Raw genomic sequence first — 19,301 nt, forward strand, 5'->3', positions numbered from 1 at the left:
GACGCCGCCGCCCGCGCTGACCATCCGGGTGTGCGATTCCCTGTCCTGCGAGATGGCTGGCGCCCAGCAGTTGCAGAAGGCGCTGGAGGACGGGTTGGACCGGTCACAAGTGCGTGTGCTGCGCGCGCCCTGCATGGGGCGTTGCGACACCGCGCCGGTGCTGGAGATCGGCCACAACCATATCGATCACGCGACCCCCGAAAAGGTGCAGGCCGCGATTGCCGCGGGTGACACCCATGCACATCTGCCCGAATACGAGAATTATGCCACCTATGAGGCAAACGGCGGTTACGCCAAGCTGAAAGAGCTGCGCGACGGCGGCAACTGGGAAGAGGTACAGGAAACGGTTCTGGCCTCGGGCCTGCGTGGTCTGGGCGGCGCTGGTTTTCCGTCTGGCAAGAAATGGGGCTTTGTTCGCATGAACGAAGGGCCGCGCTATCTGGCCGTGAACGGGGACGAGGGCGAGCCGGGTACGTTCAAGGACCGCTACTATCTTGAGCGCACGCCGCATGTCTTTCTGGAAGGGATGCTGATCGCCGCCTGGGCGGTCGAGGCCGAGACCTGCTTTATCTACATGCGCGACGAATATCCGGCGGTACTGGAGATTCTGGCAAAAGAGATTGCCGCGCTGGAACAGGCCGGGATCGTTGCCAAGGGTTACATCGACCTGCGCCGGGGCGCTGGCGCTTATATCTGCGGCGAAGAATCCGCGATGATCGAGTCGATCGAGGGCAAGAAGGGCCTGCCGCGCCACCGCCCGCCATTCGTGGCGCAGGTCGGGGTCTTTGACCGTCCGACACTGGTTCACAATGTCGAGACGCTTTATTGGGTGTCGAAGATCTGCCGCGAGGGGCCGCAGATCCTGAACTCGGTTGAAAAGAATGGCCGCAAAGGGCTGCGCAGCTATTCGGTCTCGGGCCGGGTGGCGAAGCCGGGTGTATACCTGCTGCCTGCAGGGTCGACCATTCTGGACGTGATTGATGCCGCCGGGGGCATGGCCGAGGGCCATGTGTTCAAGGCGTATCAGCCGGGCGGGCCGTCGTCGGGTCTGTTGCCTGCAAGCATTGACGACGTCCCGCTCGACTTTGACACGCTGCAGCCGCTTGGCACCTTTATCGGGTCTGCCGCCGTGGTGGTTCTGTCCGATCAGGACACCGCACGGGATGCGGCGCTGAACATGCTGCGGTTCTTCGAGGATGAAAGCTGTGGCCAGTGCACGCCCTGCCGGGCGGGCTGTGAAAAGGCGGTCAAGCTGATGCAGGCCGACAAGTGGGACACCGATCTGCTGGAGGACCTGTGTCAGGTGATGGCCGATGCCTCGATCTGCGGTCTGGGGCAGGCGGCCCCGAACCCGATCCGTCTGGTCATGAAACATTTTGCCGACGAAATCTGAGGGGAGACAGAGCCATGCTTGACGCAAGCCCAACCAAGACCGTCACCTTCAGCCTGAACGGCGATGACGTCACCGTGCCCGAGGGCACCACGATCTGGGAAGCGGCCAATGGCCGGGGCCTGGTGATTCCGCACCTGTGCCACAAGCCTGCACCGGGATATCGCCCCGACGGCAACTGCCGCGCCTGCATGGTCGAGGTGGAGGGCGAGCGCACGCTGGTCGCCTCGTGCATCCGGCCTGCGGCGGACGGTATGATTGTGAAGACCGACAGTGACCGCGCCGAGAAATCGCGCGCCATGGTTATGGAACTGTTGGTTGCCGACCAGCCCGAGCAGCCGCATGACGTATCCAGCCATTTTTGGGATATGGCCAGGCTGAACGAGGTCTCGGGCAGCCGCTTTCCTGCGAAAGAGGCCGAGAAAATCCCGCTGCTGGATGACAGCCACGTCGCGATGCGTGTCAATCTGGACGCCTGCATCAACTGCAACCTCTGCGTCCGCGCCTGCCGCGAAGTGCAGGTCAACGACGTGATCGGCATGGCCGGTCGCGGCCATACGGCGCAGGTGGTGTTCGACCAGAACGACCCGATGGGTGCGTCGACCTGTGTTGCTTGTGGCGAATGCGTTCAGGCCTGCCCGACCGGCGCGCTGATGCCTGCCACCGTGCTGGATGACCAGCAGCGCGGCGACAGCAAGGATTACGATTCCGAGACCGAAAGCGTCTGCCCGTTCTGCGGTGTGGGCTGCAAGGTGTCGCTGAAGGTCAAGGACGGCAAGGTCAAATATGTCGAGGGCATCAACGGTCCCGCGAACGAGGGCCGCCTGTGCGTCAAGGGTCGCTTTGGCTTTGACTACATCCACCACCCGCACCGTCTGACCAAGCCGCTGATCCGGCGCGAAGATGCGCCCGCCAAGGGGCTGAATGTCGATCCGGGCGACCTGTCGACCCATTTCCGCGAAGCGACGTGGGAAGAGGCAATGGATCTGGCAGCCACCAGGCTGATGGCCCTGCGCGCCGAAGACCCACGTTCGGTTGCCGGTTTCGGCTCGGCCAAATGCACCAACGAAGAGGCGTATCTGTTCCAGAAATTCATCCGTCAGGGTTTCCGCCACAACAACGTCGACCACTGCACCCGTCTGTGCCATGCGTCGTCTGTGGCGGCCCTGATCGAGAATGTGGGCTCGGGCGCGGTGACGGCGACCTTCAACGAGATCGAGAACGCCGATGTGGCGATTATCATCGGCTCGAACCCGATCGAGAACCACCCCGTCGCGGCGACCTATTTCAAGCAGTTCGCCAAGCGTGGCGGCAAGCTGATCGTGATGGACCCGCGCGGCGTCGGCATGCGCAAGTTCGCCACCGAGATGCTGCAGTTCCGCCCCGGTGCCGACGTCTCGATGCTGAACGCGATCATGAACGTGATCGTCGAGGAAGAGCTGTACGACAGCCAGTACATCCACCGCTGGACCGAGAACTGGGAGGCCGAGAAGGAACATCTGCGCGCCTTCACCCCCGAGAAGATGTCCGAGATTTGCGGCATCGAGCCCGATCAGCTGCGCCGCGTCGCGCGCATCTTTGCAGGCGCCAAGGCCGGTCTGATCTTTTGGGGCATGGGCGTCAGCCAGCATATCCACGGCACCGACAACTCGCGCTGCCTGATCAGCCTTGCGCTGATGACCGGCAACGTGGGCAAGCCGGGCGCCGGTCTGCACCCGCTGCGGGGCCAGAACAACGTACAGGGCGCATCCGATGCGGGCCTGATCCCGATGTTCCTGCCGGATTACCAGTCGGTGACCGATGACGGCATCCGCGCCAGGTTCAACAGCGTGTGGAACTCGGAGGACTTCTCGAACGAGAAAGGCCTGACCGTGACCGAGATCATCGATCACGCTTATGCGGGCAAGATCCGGGGCATGTACATTCAGGGTGAAAACCCCGCCATGTCCGACCCCGACGCGGGCCACGCGCGCGAGGCGCTGGCCAAGCTGGACCTGATGATCGTGCAGGATATCTTCCTGACCGAGACGGCGAACTATGCCGACATCATCCTGCCCGCCTCGGCGCTTTACGAAAAGAATGGCACGGTGTCGAATACCAACCGTCAGGTGCAGCGGGTGCGCCCCGCCGTACCGCCGCCGGGCGAGGCGCGCGAGGACTGGAAAATCACCGTCGAACTGGCGCAGCGCATCGGGTTGAACTGGGATTACACCGACGTGTCGCAGGTGTTCGACGAGATGAAGCTGACGATGAAGTCGCTCAACAACATCACTTGGGAGCGACTGAAGACCGAAACCATCACCTATCCGTCGCTCAGCGAGACCGATCCGGGTCAGGCGATCGTGTTCGGCGACGGCTTCCCGCGCCCCGAGGGCCGCGCCCGGTTCACACCCGCCAGTGTGATCCCGCCCGACGAGGCGCCGGATGCGGATTATCCGATGATCGCCACAACGGGGCGCCAGCTGGAACATTGGCACACCGGGTCGATGACCCGCCGGTCGCTGGTGCTGGACGCGGTCGAGCCCGAGGCCAACTGTTCGATGAACCCGCGTACGCTCAAGCTGATGGGGATCGAGCCGGGCGAGATGGTGCGCCTGACCACCCGGCGCGGATCCATCGAGATCATGGTGCGCGCCGACCGGGCCATTGCCGAGGACATGGTGTTCATCCCCTTCGCCTATGTCGAGGCGGCGGCGAACATCCTGACCAACCCGGCCATCGACCCCTATGGCAAGATCCCCGAGTTCAAGTTCTCGGCGATCCGGGTCGAAAAGATCGAGGCTATCGCGGCGGAATAACTCTCCTCCTCCTCCTGCCGCGTGACGGGCGGTCCCTTCGGGGGCCGTCCTTTTTTGTTCGGCCATGTGCCGACTTTCAGGTTTGCGGTTTTCTGGTTCGTCAAACCGGGGCGGTTTTCCCCCTTGGCGCTTTATGCGGGCATCGGTCAGGAGCGCGTCGGGAATCCAGCAACGAGTCAGATGCCCACAAGGCACGGCCGAAGCCATCCGCAAACACGTGCGGGGCGTTTGTTCCGAGGTAAAAACAGGAACTCGGCAGGACACCTGTGAGGTCGCCCAACCTTCACTTTGCCCAAAGATGAGGATGATAACGATGGCAATTGCATCCGGAACAAAAACCAAAACGTGACCTGGCAAATTGGCCCGGAACAGCCCCGGGGGTCAGCAACAATTACAGAGACTGCTGTCCCGCAAGACCGGCGCCACAACTGCGCAGATTCAGAACGCCTTTGGCTGGCAGCCACATTCTGCGCGCGCGGCGATTTCGATGATGTGCAGGATGTGACAAACCGTTGAGCGATCAGGATATGACAAAAGAACGGTCTACCAGATCCCTGAACGGGAAGAGTGTATCCCACCTTGTATCTCATCTGTCGGACGACTGGGATACACAGCCGGAGAAAGGGGAGGATTTCCCCTTGTTTTGCGGGTCTTTCAGAGAAAGTGGCTGGGGTGGTAGGATTCGAACCTACGGTACGCGGTACCAAAAACCGTTGCCTTACCACTTGGCTACACCCCAACGGTGAGCGGCTATCTACGACTCTTGTTGGCGGGGTTCAAGGCCCATTTCGCAAAAAATGTGAGCCTTGGCATTCATTTTTTCCGGTGCTCAATCCGCGGTTTTCAAAAGCACCGCACCGGTGCGTTTTCCGGCCTCGACGGCCTCATGCGCAAGGTGGCAATCGGCGAGGCCGTGGATGGATTGGACGGGGCAGCGAAGGGCATTTGCGTTCAGCGCGCCGGTCAGTTTCGCAATGGCCGCGGCGCGCAGGGCAGGCGGCAGAAGATAGATCAGCGTCATCTCAAGCGTGACCGCTTTGAACATCAGTGGATAGAACGGCAGGGTGGGCGACATCTGCGCCGCCGAGCCATAGGCGTTGATGCGGCCGTTCTCGGCAATGACCTCGGTGTCCGTCCGGACGTTGAGGCCGAATTCGACCTCGACGATCCGGTCCACGGACCGGCCGCCATTGGCGGACAGAATCTGTTGCGGCAGATCGGGGTCCGAATAGTCGACGACGGCATCCGCCCCGGCGTCACGCACGCGGTCGAAACTGGCGAGCGCGGCGGTGGCGATCACCTTGGCGCCGCCCCATTTGGCAAGCTGCACCGCGAGATAGCCGACGGTGCCTGCGCCGCCCTGAACAAGAACGGTCTGCCCCGCCACGTCGCCGCCGGAAAACACCGTGTGACATGCGGTGAGGCCCGGAATGCCCAGAACCGCCCCGGTTTCCAGCGACACTGCATCGGGCAGGCGTACCGCCTGTTCCGTGGGCAGCGCGATCTGCTGGGCAGCGGTTCCGAAAGCGCGCTGCCACTGGCCGTTCCAGATCCACACGCGCTCGCCGATGCGGGTCTGCGGCACGCCGTCACCTACGGCGGAAATCACTCCTGCGCCATCACTGTGCGGAATGATGACGGGAAAGGGCGGCCTGGTGACGCCGGGCCGGGCCCCGGCGCGGGCCTTGACGTCGGACGGGTTCACGCCGGAATACTCCAGATCGACCAGCACCTCGCCGGGGGCGGGTTTGGGCGGCTCCAGTTCGGTGAGTGTCAGGACGTCCTTCGCCGGGCCAAAGCTGCTGTAGGTGATGGCTTTCATGTGGTCTCTCCGCAGGGGCTGAGACCGGCACGATAACGCGATATGCGGCGAAGGCCAGACCCCACGGCGCGGCGATTTCGGCCCTATTCGCGGATCTCGTCAGCCGCCACGCCCCAGAGGTTGGTTTTCGGCGTCCAGCCGCGATAGCCCCCGGCCGAGATCCGGCACCAGTCGATGGTGCAGGTGCCAAGTCGGGCGACGACGCCGGTCTCGAACCGGGCGTTGACCTGCGAAGCGGGATCGGGGCGGGAATGGATCGGAACCATGTCCTGTTCGATCAGCACCGTCCTTGCGCCTGACAACAGCGCGTAATGCACCCAGCCACCGGCGCCGTCACGGTCCTGCACGCGGCGCCAGTTGCCGAATTCGGCGGTGATCTGCAGCGGCATGTCGCGGCGTTTGAACACCCAGTCGATTCGGTGGGTCAGCGACGGGCCACGCCGGACGTTGCCCTCGTTGGCTTTCATCGACACGAAACGGGGCAGCGGCAGGTTGGTGACCTGACCGCGTTTTTCCTCGGCGCTCGCGGCGGAAATGCCGAACGCGATGAGAAGAGTCGAAAACAGCGCCAGATACTGGCGTTTCACCGATACCGAATGCCTCACTGCCTGCCTGCTCTTATGCCTGTTGATCCGGTTTTGAAAAAAGGCTGCGTCAATTCAGCTTGGGGTTCTTGTGCCCCGCCTGATCCTGCGCCACGATGCCATGGCGCGCGCAGGATTGCAAAGCAGTGGGAGGGCCGAAGTGCCAAGAGAACGTCTGAGTGTTGTCGTAACGCGACGGTTGCCCGAAGCCGTCGAAACCCGGCTGAGTGAACTCTTTGATGTGCGTCTGCGCGAAGATGACACGCCGATGACCCGAACCGAGCTTGTCGAGGCGGTGAAAACCGCCGATGTGCTGGTGCCGACCGTGACCGACACGATCGATGCAGGATTGCTGGGACAGGCGGGTGAACAGTTGCGGCTGATCGCGAATTACGGGGCCGGGGTGGATCATATCGACGTATCGACCGCACGGCAGCGGGGAATACTGGTGTCGAACACGCCCGGCGTTCTGACCGACGATACCGCCGACATGACCATGGCGCTGATCCTCGCCGTCACGCGACGCATTCCCGAAGGCCTGGCGGTGATGCAGAAAGGCGACTGGACAGGCTGGGCGCCGACCGCTTTGCTGGGTGGCCGCATCGGTGGCCGTCGCCTTGGCATTCTGGGCATGGGGCGGATCGGTCAGGCCGTTGCCCGACGCGCGCGGGCCTTTGGCATGCAGGTGCATTACCACAACCGCCGCCGCCTGCGCCCCGAGGTCGAGGAAGAGCTGGAGGCGACCTATTGGGACAGCCTTGATCAGATGGTGGCGCGGATGGACGTGATCTCGGTCAACTGCCCGTCGACGCCGTCCACCTTTCATCTGATGAACGCGCGCCGTCTGAAACTGATGAAACCGTCTGCCGTGATCGTAAACACCTCGCGCGGAGAGGTGATCGACGAAAATGCCCTGACCCGCCTGATCCGTGCGGATGAAATCGCCGGGGCGGGGCTGGACGTATATGAACACGGCACCAACGTGAACCCGCGCCTGCGGCAATTGCCCAACGTGGTGCTGTTGCCGCATATGGGATCGGCCACCATCGAGGGCCGGATCGAGATGGGCGAGAAGGTCATCATCAACATCAAGACCTTCGAGGACGGCCACCGTCCGCCCGATCAGGTCGTGCCGTCGATGCTTTGAACGACCCCGGCGCCCGGCCATTTGTGCCGGGCGTTTTGGTTTTGTTGTCAGGCCGGGCCGTTCTGCGGCGCGGGTCAAGGGTATTCGCACAGTCTGATTGTCAGGAGGAAAACATGCGCACACACCGTATTTCCAGTTATTTCATGGCCGCCATGCTGTCGGTTTCGCCCGCTTTGGCGCAGCAGACCGCTGATGCCGTAGCCCCGGAACTGGCAACCTCGGGTCAGGTCGAGACGCTGTCGCAGGCCGCAAAGGATGCTCTGGCGGCCAAGGACGCCGGTCAACCGGTCGAGGCAGCGAACTGGATGGTGGCGGCCGCCAATCCACTGGCGGTCGAAGCCGGGGCGCGGGTGCTGCGCGCGGGTGGCACGGCGGCCGATGCGATGGTGGCGGTGCAGGTCGTTCTGGGGCTGGTCGAGCCGCAATCCTCGGGGTTGGGCGGCGGGGCGTTCCTTGTCTGGTATGACGCTGCAAGCGGCGAGTTGACCACGCTGGACGCCCGCGAAACCGCGCCGCGCGCGGCGACGCCGACCTTGTTTCAGGACGAAAATGGCGAACCGCTGGGGTTCTTCGATGCGGTTGTCGGCGGTCTGTCCGTCGGCACCCCCGGCACGCCCGCGCTGCTGGAGGCGGCGCACCGCCGCTGGGGCGGCAAGCCGTGGCCGTCGCTGTTCGATGATGCGATCGGGCTGGCCGAGGGCGGTTTTGCCGTCTCTCCGCGCCTCGCCGGTCTGGTTGCCGCCGATGCCGAGCGGCTGGCCCGGTTCCCGGCAACTGCCGACTATTTCCTGCCGGGTGGGCAGCCCGTAGCCGAAGGCGACACGTTGAAAAACCCTGCCTATGCCGAAACGCTGCGAACACTGGCCGCCGAGGGATCGGCGGGGTTTTACGGCGGTGACATCGCGGCGGGCATCGTCAGCGCCGTACGCTCTGCCCCCGGCAATCCCGGTGTCCTGTCCGGTGTCGATCTGGCGCTCTATCAGGTGATCGAGCGTGCGCCGGTCTGCGCTGCCTATCGCGCCTATGAGGTCTGTGGCATGGGGCCGCCTTCGTCGGGGGCGCTGACGGTGGGACAGATCCTGGGGATGCTCGACAGCTATGATCTGGCAGCGCTTGGTCCAACCAGCGCCGAAGCGTGGCGGCTGATCGGCGATGCCTCACGCCTCGCCTTTGCGGATCGGGGCCGGTACATGGCCGACAGTGATTTCGTGCCGATGCCGACCAAGGGGCTGGTCGATTCCGCCTATCTGAGCGGGCGCGGCGCGCTGCTGGACACCGGCGCGGCCCTGTCCGACGTGGCCCCCGGTACTCCCGAATTCGATCACGCCCTGATCTGGGCCGATGATCAATCGATCGAATTTCCGTCCACCTCGCATATTTCGATCGTGGACGCGCAGGGCAATGTCCTGTCGATGACCACGACGATCGAAAACGGCTTTGGCTCGCGCCTGATGACGAACGGGTTTCTGCTCAACAACGAATTGACCGATTTTTCGTTCCGCACCCATGCTGACGGTGTACCCATCGCCAACCGGCTGGAACCCGGAAAGCGGCCACGTTCATCGATGAGCCCGACCATCGTGATGAAGGACGGCAAGCCGGTGCTGGCCATCGGCTCTCCGGGCGGCAGCCGGATCATCGGCTATGTGGCCAAATCCATCATCGCGTGGGCGGATTGGGGCATGGATGTGCAACAGGCGTTGGCCCTGCCGCATCTGGTCAACCGATTTGGCACCTATGACGTGGAACAGGACACCGCCGCGACCGAACTGACCGAACCGCTGACCGCGCTGGGCTATGAGGTCAACGCGCGCGATCTGACCTCTGGCCTGCACGCCATCGAGATCGGCGAGGTGCTGAAAGGCGGGGCGGACCCGCGTCGCGAAGGCATCGCGCTGGGCGAATGAACCGCTACCGGGTTGTGGGTATTGTCCGCGACGCGCACGTTTCGTAGCAATGCGGGGCGGTCACGCAGACCGCAAAGGGGAGAAACACCATGGTTCAGGCCACGGCGCTGCCGCGCAACGAGACCGGCATAGAAACCGTCATCGGCATCCTGAAACAACGATTTGGCGACAGGTTGCAGACCGGTGCATCGATCCGCGAACAACACGGCCACACGACGACCTGGATCAACAACCAGTCCCCCGACGCGGTGGTGTTTCCCGAAACCACGTCGGAAGTTTCGGATATCGTCAAGACCTGCGCCCGACACAGGGTTCCGGTCATTGCCTTCGGCACCGGCACCTCGCTGGAAGGGCATGTAAACGCGCCCGCTGGCGGGATTTCGGTTGATCTGATGCGAATGAACAAGGTTCTTGCGGTTCATGCCGAGGATCTGGATTGCGTGGTTCAGCCCGGTGTCACCCGCGAGGACCTGAACACCTACCTTCGCGATCAGGGCCTGTTCTTTCCAATCGATCCCGGCGCCAATGCCTCGCTGGGCGGCATGGCCGCGACGCGCGCCTCGGGCACCAACGCGGTGCGCTACGGGACGATGAAGGACAACATCCTGAGCCTTGAGGCGGTGATGCCCGATGGCCGGATCATCCGCACCGGCACCCGCGCCAGGAAATCCTCGGCAGGTTACGACCTGACCCGCCTGCTGATCGGCTCCGAGGGGACGCTTGGCCTAATCACCGAAATCACCCTGCGCCTGCAGGGCATCCCCGAGGCGATCAGTTCGGCCCGCTGTTCCTTTCCCTCGGTCGATGCCGCCTGCCGGGCGGTGATGACGACGATCCAATACGGCATCCCGGTGGCCCGGATCGAGCTTCTGGACGAGCTTTCGGTTGCCGCCGCCAATGCCTATTCCAGGCTGGACCTGCCGGAAACGCCGCTGCTGCTGTTGGAATTTCACGGCTCCGAGGCCGGGGTGGTCGAACAGGCGGAAACATTCGGGGCCATCGCCGAGGAATTCGGCGGCACCGATTTTGCCGCCACCACCTCGACCGAAGACCGCAACAAGCTCTGGCAGGCGCGCCACGACATGTACTGGGCGTGCCTGCAACTGCGTCCGGGGGCGCAGGGGATTTCCACCGATGTCTGCGTTCCGATCTCGCGGCTGGCCGAAGCGGTGACCATGGCACAGGCCAAGACGGCAGAACTTGGGCTGCTGGCCCCCGTCGTCGGCCATGTCGGTGACGGGAATTTCCACACGCTCGTGCTGTTGGACATGGCCAATCCCGACGAGGTTGCCAAGGCCGAAACCTTTGTCGGCTGGCTGAACGAACTGGCGATATCGATGGACGGAACCTGCACGGGTGAGCATGGAATCGGGCAGGGCAAAAAGCCCTATCTCGAAAAGGAACTCGGCCCGGCCACGCTTTACATGAAAGCGGTCAAGGCGGCGCTTGATCCCGACAACATCATGAACCCGGGCAAGATTCTCTAACTTTGCAAAGCCGCGACTTTCGCGCCCTTGCCGGCGCTGCAAGTCGTCAATCGTCGGCTTGTGAGTGGCCTAGGTCGGTTTTGCGCAATTTTAAGTCGGATGGACTTGGCGCTGTGCCCTGCCGTTCGGCATAAACCATCCCAAACAGACTCAATCCGGAGAGCGGGCAAATGAAAACCCAAGTCAAAGCACTGGTCGTCGGCGGTGGTGCCGTCGGGACCTCGATTGCCTATCACCTGGCCAAGGCGGGCTGGGACGACGTCATGCTGATCGAGCGGGACGAACTCACCTCGGGTTCGACATGGCACGCGGCGGGTCTGCTGCCGCTCTTCAACATGTCTTACGCGACCACCCACATTCACAAATACTCGGTCGATTTCTACAAGACGCTGGAAGAGGAAACCGGGCTGAACGCCGGTTTCGCCGTCGTTGGCAACCTGCGCATGGCGCAGACGCAAGAGCGTATGGACGAATACATGCTCTATGCCTCGACCGCCGAAACCTGCGACGTGAAATACGAGTGGCTGACCCCGGACCAGATCAAGGAGCGCTGGCCACTGATCGAAACGGGCGACCTGAAGGGCGCGATCTATCACACCGAGGATGGCTATATTAACCCCGCTGACGTGACGCAGGCGATGGCCAAGGGTGCCCGTCAGCGCGGTGTCGATATCGTGCGCAAGATGCAGGCCGATGCCTTCCACTGGAACGGCACCCATTGGGAGGTCACCTGCACCAAGATGGTCGAGCAGGGCGGCAACCTGGTGCCTTCGGACGAGCAGGTGGTGATCACCGCCGAGCATGTCGTGACTGCCAGCGGCAACCATGCGCAGCGCACCGCCAAGATGCTGGGCATCAAGATGCCCGCGATCCCGGTCGAACACACCTTTATCGTCATGGACAAGGACCCCGAGCTGGTCAAATGGCGCGAAGCGGGCAACCCGGAGCACCCGGTTGTGCGCGACGCCGACAACGAATCCTACGCCCGCGAAGAGCGCGGCGGCTGGATTTTGGGCATCTATGAACACGGCGCGCCCGCGCGGTTCGAACATGGCGTGCCCGACAGCTTCCGCGCCGATCTGTTCCCGCTGGATCTGGACCGGATTGCCGAACAGTACATGGCGATGGCCGAACGCGTGCCGTCCTGTGCCGAAAGCGGCCTCAAGGACGATTTCAACGGCCCGATCTGCTATACCCCCGACGGCAACCCGCTGGTCGGTCCGGCGCCTGGCCTGCGCAACATGTGGCTGGCCGAGGGTTTCAGCTTTGGCATCACCGCCGCGGGCGGCACCGGCTATTACCTGGCGCAGATGATGGTCGATGGCGAGGCCGAAATCGACATGGCGTCGCTCGACCCCAAGCGGTATTCGTCGAACTGGATGACCACCGAATTCGCGGCCCGCAAGAACGAAGAGTGCTATGAGCACGTCTATATCCTGCACCACCCGGACGAAGAGCGTCAGGCCTGCCGTCCGCTGCGTACCGCGCCCGCCTACGACCGCCAGAAGGCCCGCGGTGCACAGTTCGGCTGGGTCAACGGCTGGGAACGCCCCAACTATTATGGCCCGCTGGACGCACCGGAAAACTTCGACCACGACGCCCGCTCCTTCCGCCGTGGCGGCTGGTGGCAATATGCCGTCGAAGAAGCCAAGGCGATCCGCAACGGTGTTGGCCTGATCGACGCGACCGCGTTCACCAAGCATGTCGTCAAAGGCCCCGGTGCCACTCAGTTCCTGGATTGGTTCACCTGCAACAAGCTGCCCAAGGTCGGCCGCATCAACCTGACCTATGCCCTGACCTCGCACGGCACCACCCGCACCGAATACACCATCGTCCGCAACGGCGAGAACAATTACTATCTGGTCTCTGCCGGGGCCTGGTCCGAGTATGACGCGGACTTCCTGCGCAAGGCCGCCGAAGACAAGATGGAAGAGTTCGGCTATATCGAGATCCAGGACGTGACCACCCAATGGGGTGTCTTCGCCATCGCCGGGCCGAAATCGCGTGATGTGCTGAAAGAGGTGATCGTCGACGCCGACCCGGCAACCGCGCTGTCGAACAAGCGATTCCCGTGGCTGTCGGCCAAGCAGATCGAACTGGGCATGTGCCCGGTGAACGCGATCCGCGTGGCCTATACCGGCGAGCTGGGCTGGGAGCTGCATCACCCGATCGAGATGCAGAACTACCTGTTCGACCTGCTGGAGAAGGCTGGCGAGAAGCACGGCATGAAGCTGGTGGGGGCACGGGCCCAGAACTGGCTGCGCCAGGAGAAATCCTATCGCGCCTTCGGTAACGAACTGGGCCGCGACGCGACCCCGCTGGAAGCCGACCTGCCGCGCTTTGTCGATCTGGAGAAGAACTTCAACGGCAAAGCCAAACTGGAAGAGACCGGCGTCCGCGTCAAATGCTCCACCCTGCTGATCGACGGCCCTGCCGATGCCGATCCCTGGGGCCGCGAGGCGCTTTATGCCGAAGACGGCACCCGTGTGGGCCGCCTGACCTCGGGCGGCTACTCGGTGGCGTTCGAGAAATCCATCGGCATGGGCTACGTGAAGCCCGACTACGCAGTGGAAGGCACCAGGCTGCAGGTCAAGATCCAGGACAAGTTGTGGGATGCGGTCGTCACCTGCGACAGCCCCTATGATCCCAAGAACGAAGTCATCCGCAAGGACGGCTGATCAAACAAGGCCCCGGAGAGATCCGGGGCCTTTGCCTTTTTGGGCAACAGCCAACCGATGGCGACGCAACGGTTGCACTGACCGATTTCGATGAGCGGTTCCAGCCTAAATCTGGCAGATGCTGAAAAGCGAAGAATTGAACGCTCTCAAAGTCCCATCTGGTGAGCAAGGATCGCTAGAGCTCTTCGATCAGTGAAAAAAATGCGCCGTCCGGATCACTAAAGACGACCTTGCGGCGTTTTCCAGCCATTGTTTCGCTGTCACTTACCCGACGCGCCCCATTGTCTTCGGCAAGGTGGCAAGCATCTTTGGTTGACTTGACCCTGATGCTTGGAACCCATGTTGCCGTCGAACCGTCTGGTCGATGCCTTCGATGTTGCGTAGCGACCGGGGTGCCCGACGGTCCGATTATGGTAACATCTTCCTGTTCCCTCTTGGGACAGACTCGCCAGCCAAAGAGCTCGGCGTAGAACAGTTCCGGGAATTCTTTCTCTTCGGTGAAGTAGACCTCGGGGCCGAATTGTCGGCAAGGCACCGGGAAACCATGCCTGGATAGTGAAATCCCCAGAAGCGCTCCGAGTGGATCTCGAATGAGCGCATTGCGCCCAACGCCTGGTACCTCGAATGGGGCCCGGACGTTCGTTCCTCCAAGCGTTTTGGCGCGCTCCACCGCCACGTCCACATCCGGGACTTCGGTGTAGGCGATCCAACCATTTGACTGCTTGGACGGGGTTTCGGCAAGTCCGGCGCCTGCTTCGTCATCGGAAAAGGCCAGGACAAAATCCTTCTCACCGCCACCCCAGGCAAAATCTGTTGCCCGCTCGATCTGGTACGTCCAATTGGTGATACGCTGGTAGAATGCCATCGAGCCCTTCCTGTCAGACGTGAAGAGATCATGCCATACGATTTGACCGACTTTCGACTGCGTCATCATCCTATCTCCTGACATCTTTGTGCTTCTTGACGTTTCGGACCATCTTACCGAAGGCCTTGTCGCGTGACCTGCGTTCGGCGAGGCTGGCAGAGTTAAACGCGTCTTCGGCCATGAGTTTGCGCCATCTTTCCAGCCGCGAAGCATCTAGGGCACCTTCTTCGATAGCCTCCAGAACGGCGCACCCCGGTTCGGTTCTGTGCTGACAATCCGTGAAACGGCAGTTTGCGGCCAACTCCTGGATATCGGAGAAAAGGTTACTGATCCCCTGAACCGCATTGGTGAGCTGCAACTCCCGCATACCAGGGGTGTCCAGAATCAGACAGCCATTGGGCATCGGATGAAGCTCGCGCCTTGTCGTGGTGTGCCGACCTTTTGCGTCATCCTCGCGGATGGCCTTGGTTTCGATGGCTTGGCTGTCGAGCAGCGAATTGGTCAGCGTCGACTTGCCGACTCCGGACGAACCGAGGAAAGCCACCGTCTTGCCCGGCTTGCACCAGTCGGCGAGTTCCGCCCGGGGCGCGCTGCCACGAGCATCGAGTGCAACTATGTCGATCAGGTCCGACACAGCACGGGCCGCGTCGATGTAGCGTTGCGGGTCTGTTGCCAGGTCGGTCTTCGTGAGCACGATAACCGGCGTGATCCTTGCCTCGAACGCCAGTGCGACATAGCGTTCGAGCCGGGCAATGTTGAAGTCCTGATTGCAAGACGTGACGATGAAGGCCGTGTCGATGTTTGCAGCGATCAGTTGTTCCTGGCGGTCGGTGCCAGGTGCGCGTCGTTTGATGAGGCTTTGACGCCCGAGCACCTGACTGGATCTCGGGCGATCCGGGTCCAGCATCAGCCAGTCTCCGACAGTTACATCGTGTCTGGGCGGAAGCATTGTTTCAATGTTCTCGCCAATGACGTGTACCGCGTTGCGATGTACTTCGACCACCCGGACTGGTGGTGTCGCGGCCAATTCGTCGACGCTTATTTGCTGGGCGAAGAAGGGCTTCCAACCCAGTGCCTGAAGAGGGCTGAGTTTTGCCTTGATATCGGTGTCACTTTGGCGCGGTGAAAGGAAATGGGAATAATCCCGTATCATTGCGTGTCAACTTTCATGTCTTGGCCGCAAGTTGGGCTTGGGCGCTGATGGTTTGGAAAAAGATTGCAACCCAACAGTCACCGTCAAAAACAGAGTGACGGCGTCATCTATCGAGGTTGGATTTGCACCGGGAGGCTCACTGCCTCCCTTCCTTACCGGGACATGAAATCTCCATTTCGGATGGCGGCTGTATAGGTTCAAATGATGCCAGACGCAACCGTATGCATGTGACAAAGACCGTTCCGTACATTCAAGAGAGCGGTTAATCGACCAGAGGAAAGGAATAAGCGTTTCGTTCGCTGACCCGCCTCTGATTTGGTTTCGCAATTGCCAAGTCGTTCCGCGTGTGGTGCCGCCGTGTCGGGGTCGTATAGCTTGTGTTCTCAGACCCGGGTTGACCGTTTCTTATCAACGTCCGTTTGAACCAGGCACCCCAATGACCGATTCAGGTGGCAACCTCCAGTTGGTCGACGGCGCCGTATTTAACTAGATGGCGACCGAAACCACGCACCCTCAGTCCGTTGCGTAATGCTTTGACTTAATTCAACAGCTTCAGGCGGGCCAGCACGTCGTCCATGGCGTTCACATAAGGATGGCAGGTCAGCGAGACGACCTGCGTGAACTGTCCGCTGACATAGGTCCGGACAAAGTGGCCCTCCCAGGCGTCGCCCTTGCATCGCTTGATGTTCAGCTGATCGTGGCCCTTGTAGTTCACCGAGTACTTTCCAAGCGACACTTCGCTGAACGCGGTGCGATATTCGGCCTTGTTGGTGATGCTCGACACGCCCTTGAAGCTGCTTGCCGGAAACGGCTCTTCGATCAGGACATTCGCCCTGTCCGGCTCGCCCATATAGATCGACAGGCCGGTGGCCGGGTCATGAGTGTAGTCGACGATGAACGTCGCGCCGGGTGAATACTCCTCGGCCTGACCAACATGTGCGTCCGAGCGGTCACCGTGAGTGGGGACAAAGCGATTGGCCAGCACCTGGCAGATCATGCGCCCCCTGATCGGGTCTTGTTGTGCCAGCACTTGCGAAGACAGCAAGATCAGCAGAATGGCGGCTATGGTCTTCATGGCAGGTACACTCCCAATCAGGAGTGTACCACAAAATCGCCTTCAGATCATCCGACGGCCTCCACCCTCGATTTGCCTAGCTGCCCCTTCACCCCCCGAAATCGGCCGATGTGACCTGACCGTCACCATCCTTGTCGACTTTGGCAAACCAGCTTTCGGTGCCGTTCAGGAATTCTTCCTGGCTGACCGATCCGTCGCCATCGATGTCGTTGAATTCGCGGCGCAGGCCGTTCACCGGGCCTTTCAGCCCCTGTGGGGCGTCGTTGGCCGCCATGTCTGCTGCGCGGGTTTCGTCGAACAGGTCGTATTCCGAGGGGTCCAGCACCTGATTCTCGTCCGCGTCGAACATATAGAACACGTCCGCGCGCTTTTCGCGGGCTTCTTCCAATGACACGGCACCGTCCCCGTCGTTGTCCCAGTTCTCGATGAAATGTGCGCCCGGAACCGGCGTTTCGGCCAGTGCAAATCCAACCACCAGAATGAATGCAGGTCCTGCTAGCAATGCGGGTTTCATGGCGTGATCTTCCTTTTCGTTTTCATGCCCTGAATGTGAAACGGATCAGCGCCGGATATCCGGCGCTGCCAGAATGACGCAGGTCATCCGGTCAGTTCATCAAAACATTCCAGGGCCTTGGCCGCATACATCATCGACGGTCCGCCACCCATCTGGATCGACATGGCCAGAACGTCGGCGACCTCTTCCCGCGACGCGCCCGCATTGACCAATGCCTCTACATGCAACGAGATGCAGGGTTCGCACCGAACCGCCACCGAGATGCCAAGCGCTACGTATTCCTTGGTCTTGTAATCCAGCGTGCCGCCTTCCTTGACGGCCTTGCCCAAAGCCCCGAAGGCGCGCGCGGTGTCGGGGATTGCCCCGTTCAGGTTCCGCAGGCCGGACCGGGTTGCGGACAGTTTCTCTTGCCAGTTCATGCAGGGTGCCCCTTTGCAAACATATCATTGTCTGCATGTGTAGGGCGCTGACCAGGCCGTCTCCTTGATCTTGATCAGGTGCGGGGCCTTTCCGCGATCAGGGCCAGGTTGTTTGCGGGCATCTCCACCACTTCGACCATCTCAAGGCTCGAGGCCTGGATCAGGTCGATCATGTCGAAATCGTCCTTGTAGCCGATCTCGGGGTCCTGCGCGGTCAGGGCCGCGTGGAACCTGGCATCGCCCTCGCTGGTCAGCTCTCCGGCGCGCATGAACGGGCCGTACAGAACGAATCGCCCACCGGGGGCGAGGGCCGCTGCAACCTCGCGGATCAGCGTTGTGGTTTCGGGCTGGCTGATGAGGTGCAGCAAGTTGATCAGGATGATCAGGTTCTGCCCGCCGTGGCGGGAGCCCCACCCCTCGGCCGTTGCATTCAGGTTCCACGCGGGCAGGACATTCGCCAGATCCGCAGCATAGGCGTCGATGCTGGCCCGGCGCTCGGCGTCGACCTCGGTCGGCTGCCATGTGATCTGCGGAAACCGCTCGGCAAAGGCGGCAACATGCTGTCCGGTGCCGCTGGCCAGTTCCAGCGCCTTGCCTTGGCTCGGCGCCACATGGGCCAGCAGGTCGCACAGCGCCTGCGCGTTGCGGCTGGCGGCCGGCGCCACAAGCCTTGCGCCGTCGCCCTGTTCGGCAACGCTGGCATTCGCGGGCAGCTTGCGCCGGGTCATGACCGCAACCTGTCCGGTCGCAGCGCGGCGACCACCTGTGACTCCAGTTCCGGCGCGTTGCCGACGGTCAGATCCGCCACCAGTCGCGACGCGGCAGGGGCGGATTGAAACCCGTACCCGCCCTGACCGGCGCACCAGACAAAGCTTGGCCGGGCCGGGTCGGGGCCCAGCACCAGCGATTTGTCGGGGGCAAAGCTGCGCAACCCGGCCCAGTTGGTTTCGACCCGCGTCACCGGTTCTGTGACCATTTCTTCGTACCGCGCCAGCCCCTCGGCCAGAACCATGTCGTCGGCATAGGCGTCATGCGGTTCCACCGGATCGGCATCGGCGGGCGAGACCAGCAGCTTTCCCGCGTCAGGCTTGGCATACCACGTCTCGCCAACCCCCATCAGCAGGGGCCAGCCGGTCACGTCATGCCCGCCCGGCGCGGGCAGGCGCGCCATCGAGCGGCGGCAGGGTGTGATGCCGATGGGATCGACCCCGGCCAAGCGGGCGATCTGATCCGCCCAGGCTCCGGCAGCATTCACGAGTGTGCGGGCCTCATACCGGCCGTTGGCGTCGACCAGCCAATGACCGTCACTGACGATACCGGTCACCTGTTTCCGGGTCAGAACCGACCCGCCATTGGCGCGGATTTGCCGCGCGAAATCCTGCAGCATCCGGTCGGTGTCGATATCCTGCGCCCGGCCGCAATAGGCGGCAAATGCGACAGTATCGGGATTCAGGATGGGCAC

General features: G+C 62.2%; 16 protein-coding genes and 1 tRNA gene. 7 read left to right on the top strand and 10 right to left on the bottom strand.

The annotated features are described in order from the left end of the window. The 3 genes from AC2FNB_RS16675 to AC2FNB_RS16685 all read left to right on the top strand — a co-directional run. On the top strand, positions 1 to 1,393 hold a 1,393-nt coding region (locus AC2FNB_RS16675; RefSeq protein WP_496748032.1), incomplete at its 5' end, for an NADH-ubiquinone oxidoreductase-F iron-sulfur binding region domain-containing protein. A gap of 14 nt (positions 1,394 to 1,407) precedes the next feature. Then, positions 1,408 to 4,188: a formate dehydrogenase subunit alpha gene (fdhF, locus tag AC2FNB_RS16680; protein ID WP_480747862.1), complete on the top strand. Its 2,781-nt coding sequence runs from the start codon at positions 1,408 to 1,410 to the stop codon at positions 4,186 to 4,188. 358 nt (positions 4,189 to 4,546) lie between these two features. Further along, positions 4,547 to 4,693 (top strand): DUF3489 domain-containing protein, encoded by a 147-nt coding sequence (locus AC2FNB_RS16685; protein WP_480747861.1) that lies wholly within the window; start codon positions 4,547 to 4,549, stop codon positions 4,691 to 4,693. Between the two features lie 159 nt (positions 4,694 to 4,852). Here AC2FNB_RS16685 and AC2FNB_RS16690 read toward each other — a convergent pair. The 3 genes from AC2FNB_RS16690 to AC2FNB_RS16700 form a co-directional block, all read right to left on the bottom strand. After that, positions 4,853 to 4,927 (bottom strand) — tRNA-Gln (locus AC2FNB_RS16690). A 90-nt stretch (positions 4,928 to 5,017) separates the two neighbouring features. Beyond that, the gene (locus AC2FNB_RS16695) at positions 5,018 to 6,010 is read right to left on the bottom strand and encodes an NADPH:quinone reductase (RefSeq protein ID WP_496748035.1); all 993 of its coding nucleotides are present in this window, start codon (positions 6,008 to 6,010) and stop codon (positions 5,018 to 5,020) included. A gap of 83 nt (positions 6,011 to 6,093) precedes the next feature. Next, positions 6,094 to 6,582 carry an SH3 domain-containing protein gene (locus AC2FNB_RS16700; RefSeq protein ID WP_480748083.1) on the bottom strand — a complete coding sequence of 163 codons (489 nt, stop codon included), beginning with the start codon at positions 6,580 to 6,582 and terminating at the stop codon, positions 6,094 to 6,096. A gap of 172 nt (positions 6,583 to 6,754) precedes the next feature. Between AC2FNB_RS16700 and AC2FNB_RS16705 the strand changes: the two genes are divergently transcribed. The 4 genes from AC2FNB_RS16705 to AC2FNB_RS16720 all read left to right on the top strand — a co-directional run bounded on the left by AC2FNB_RS16705 (position 6,755) and on the right by AC2FNB_RS16720 (position 13,813). Then, complete coding sequence (locus tag AC2FNB_RS16705; protein ID WP_480748082.1) at positions 6,755 to 7,741, top strand: 2-hydroxyacid dehydrogenase; 987 nt, start codon at positions 6,755 to 6,757, stop codon at positions 7,739 to 7,741. Positions 7,742 to 7,854: 113 nt separating this feature from the next. Beyond that, the gene (gene ggt / locus AC2FNB_RS16710) at positions 7,855 to 9,648 is read left to right on the top strand and encodes a gamma-glutamyltransferase (protein ID WP_496748037.1); all 1,794 of its coding nucleotides are present in this window, start codon (positions 7,855 to 7,857) and stop codon (positions 9,646 to 9,648) included. A gap of 89 nt (positions 9,649 to 9,737) precedes the next feature. Beyond that, positions 9,738 to 11,135, top strand: coding sequence for an FAD-binding oxidoreductase (locus AC2FNB_RS16715; protein WP_496748038.1), 1,398 nt, complete (start codon positions 9,738 to 9,740; stop codon positions 11,133 to 11,135). A gap of 170 nt (positions 11,136 to 11,305) precedes the next feature. Further along, entirely contained in the window at positions 11,306 to 13,813 is a 2,508-nt protein-coding gene (locus AC2FNB_RS16720; RefSeq protein ID WP_496748040.1) for a GcvT family protein, read from the top strand. A gap of 175 nt (positions 13,814 to 13,988) precedes the next feature. Here AC2FNB_RS16720 and AC2FNB_RS16725 read toward each other — a convergent pair whose 3' ends face one another. The 7 genes from AC2FNB_RS16725 to AC2FNB_RS16755 all read right to left on the bottom strand — a co-directional run. Beyond that, positions 13,989 to 14,744, bottom strand: a complete 756-nt coding sequence (locus AC2FNB_RS16725; RefSeq protein ID WP_496748042.1) for a VOC family protein — start codon at positions 14,742 to 14,744, stop codon at positions 13,989 to 13,991. 4 nt (positions 14,745 to 14,748) lie between these two features. Then, the gene (rsgA, locus tag AC2FNB_RS16730; protein WP_496748044.1) at positions 14,749 to 15,585 is read right to left on the bottom strand and encodes a ribosome small subunit-dependent GTPase A; all 837 of its coding nucleotides are present in this window, start codon (positions 15,583 to 15,585) and stop codon (positions 14,749 to 14,751) included. Between the two features lie 784 nt (positions 15,586 to 16,369). Continuing rightward, positions 16,370 to 16,906, bottom strand: a complete 537-nt coding sequence (locus AC2FNB_RS16735) for a hypothetical protein (RefSeq protein ID WP_496748046.1) — start codon at positions 16,904 to 16,906, stop codon at positions 16,370 to 16,372. Between the two features lie 88 nt (positions 16,907 to 16,994). Continuing rightward, positions 16,995 to 17,420, bottom strand: a complete 426-nt coding sequence (locus tag AC2FNB_RS16740) for an EF-hand domain-containing protein (RefSeq protein ID WP_496748048.1) — start codon at positions 17,418 to 17,420, stop codon at positions 16,995 to 16,997. A gap of 83 nt (positions 17,421 to 17,503) precedes the next feature. Continuing rightward, the gene (locus AC2FNB_RS16745; protein ID WP_496748050.1) at positions 17,504 to 17,839 is read right to left on the bottom strand and encodes a carboxymuconolactone decarboxylase family protein; all 336 of its coding nucleotides are present in this window, start codon (positions 17,837 to 17,839) and stop codon (positions 17,504 to 17,506) included. 74 nt (positions 17,840 to 17,913) lie between these two features. After that, positions 17,914 to 18,567 (bottom strand): DUF938 domain-containing protein, encoded by a 654-nt coding sequence (locus AC2FNB_RS16750; protein WP_496748051.1) that lies wholly within the window; start codon positions 18,565 to 18,567, stop codon positions 17,914 to 17,916. After that, the coding region (locus tag AC2FNB_RS16755; protein ID WP_496748053.1) for an NAD(P)/FAD-dependent oxidoreductase at positions 18,564 to 19,301 on the bottom strand (738 nt) is incomplete at its 5' end. The genes AC2FNB_RS16755 and AC2FNB_RS16750, both read right to left, overlap by 4 nt.

The organism is Ruegeria sp. BHSB058 (genome assembly GCF_059613285.1).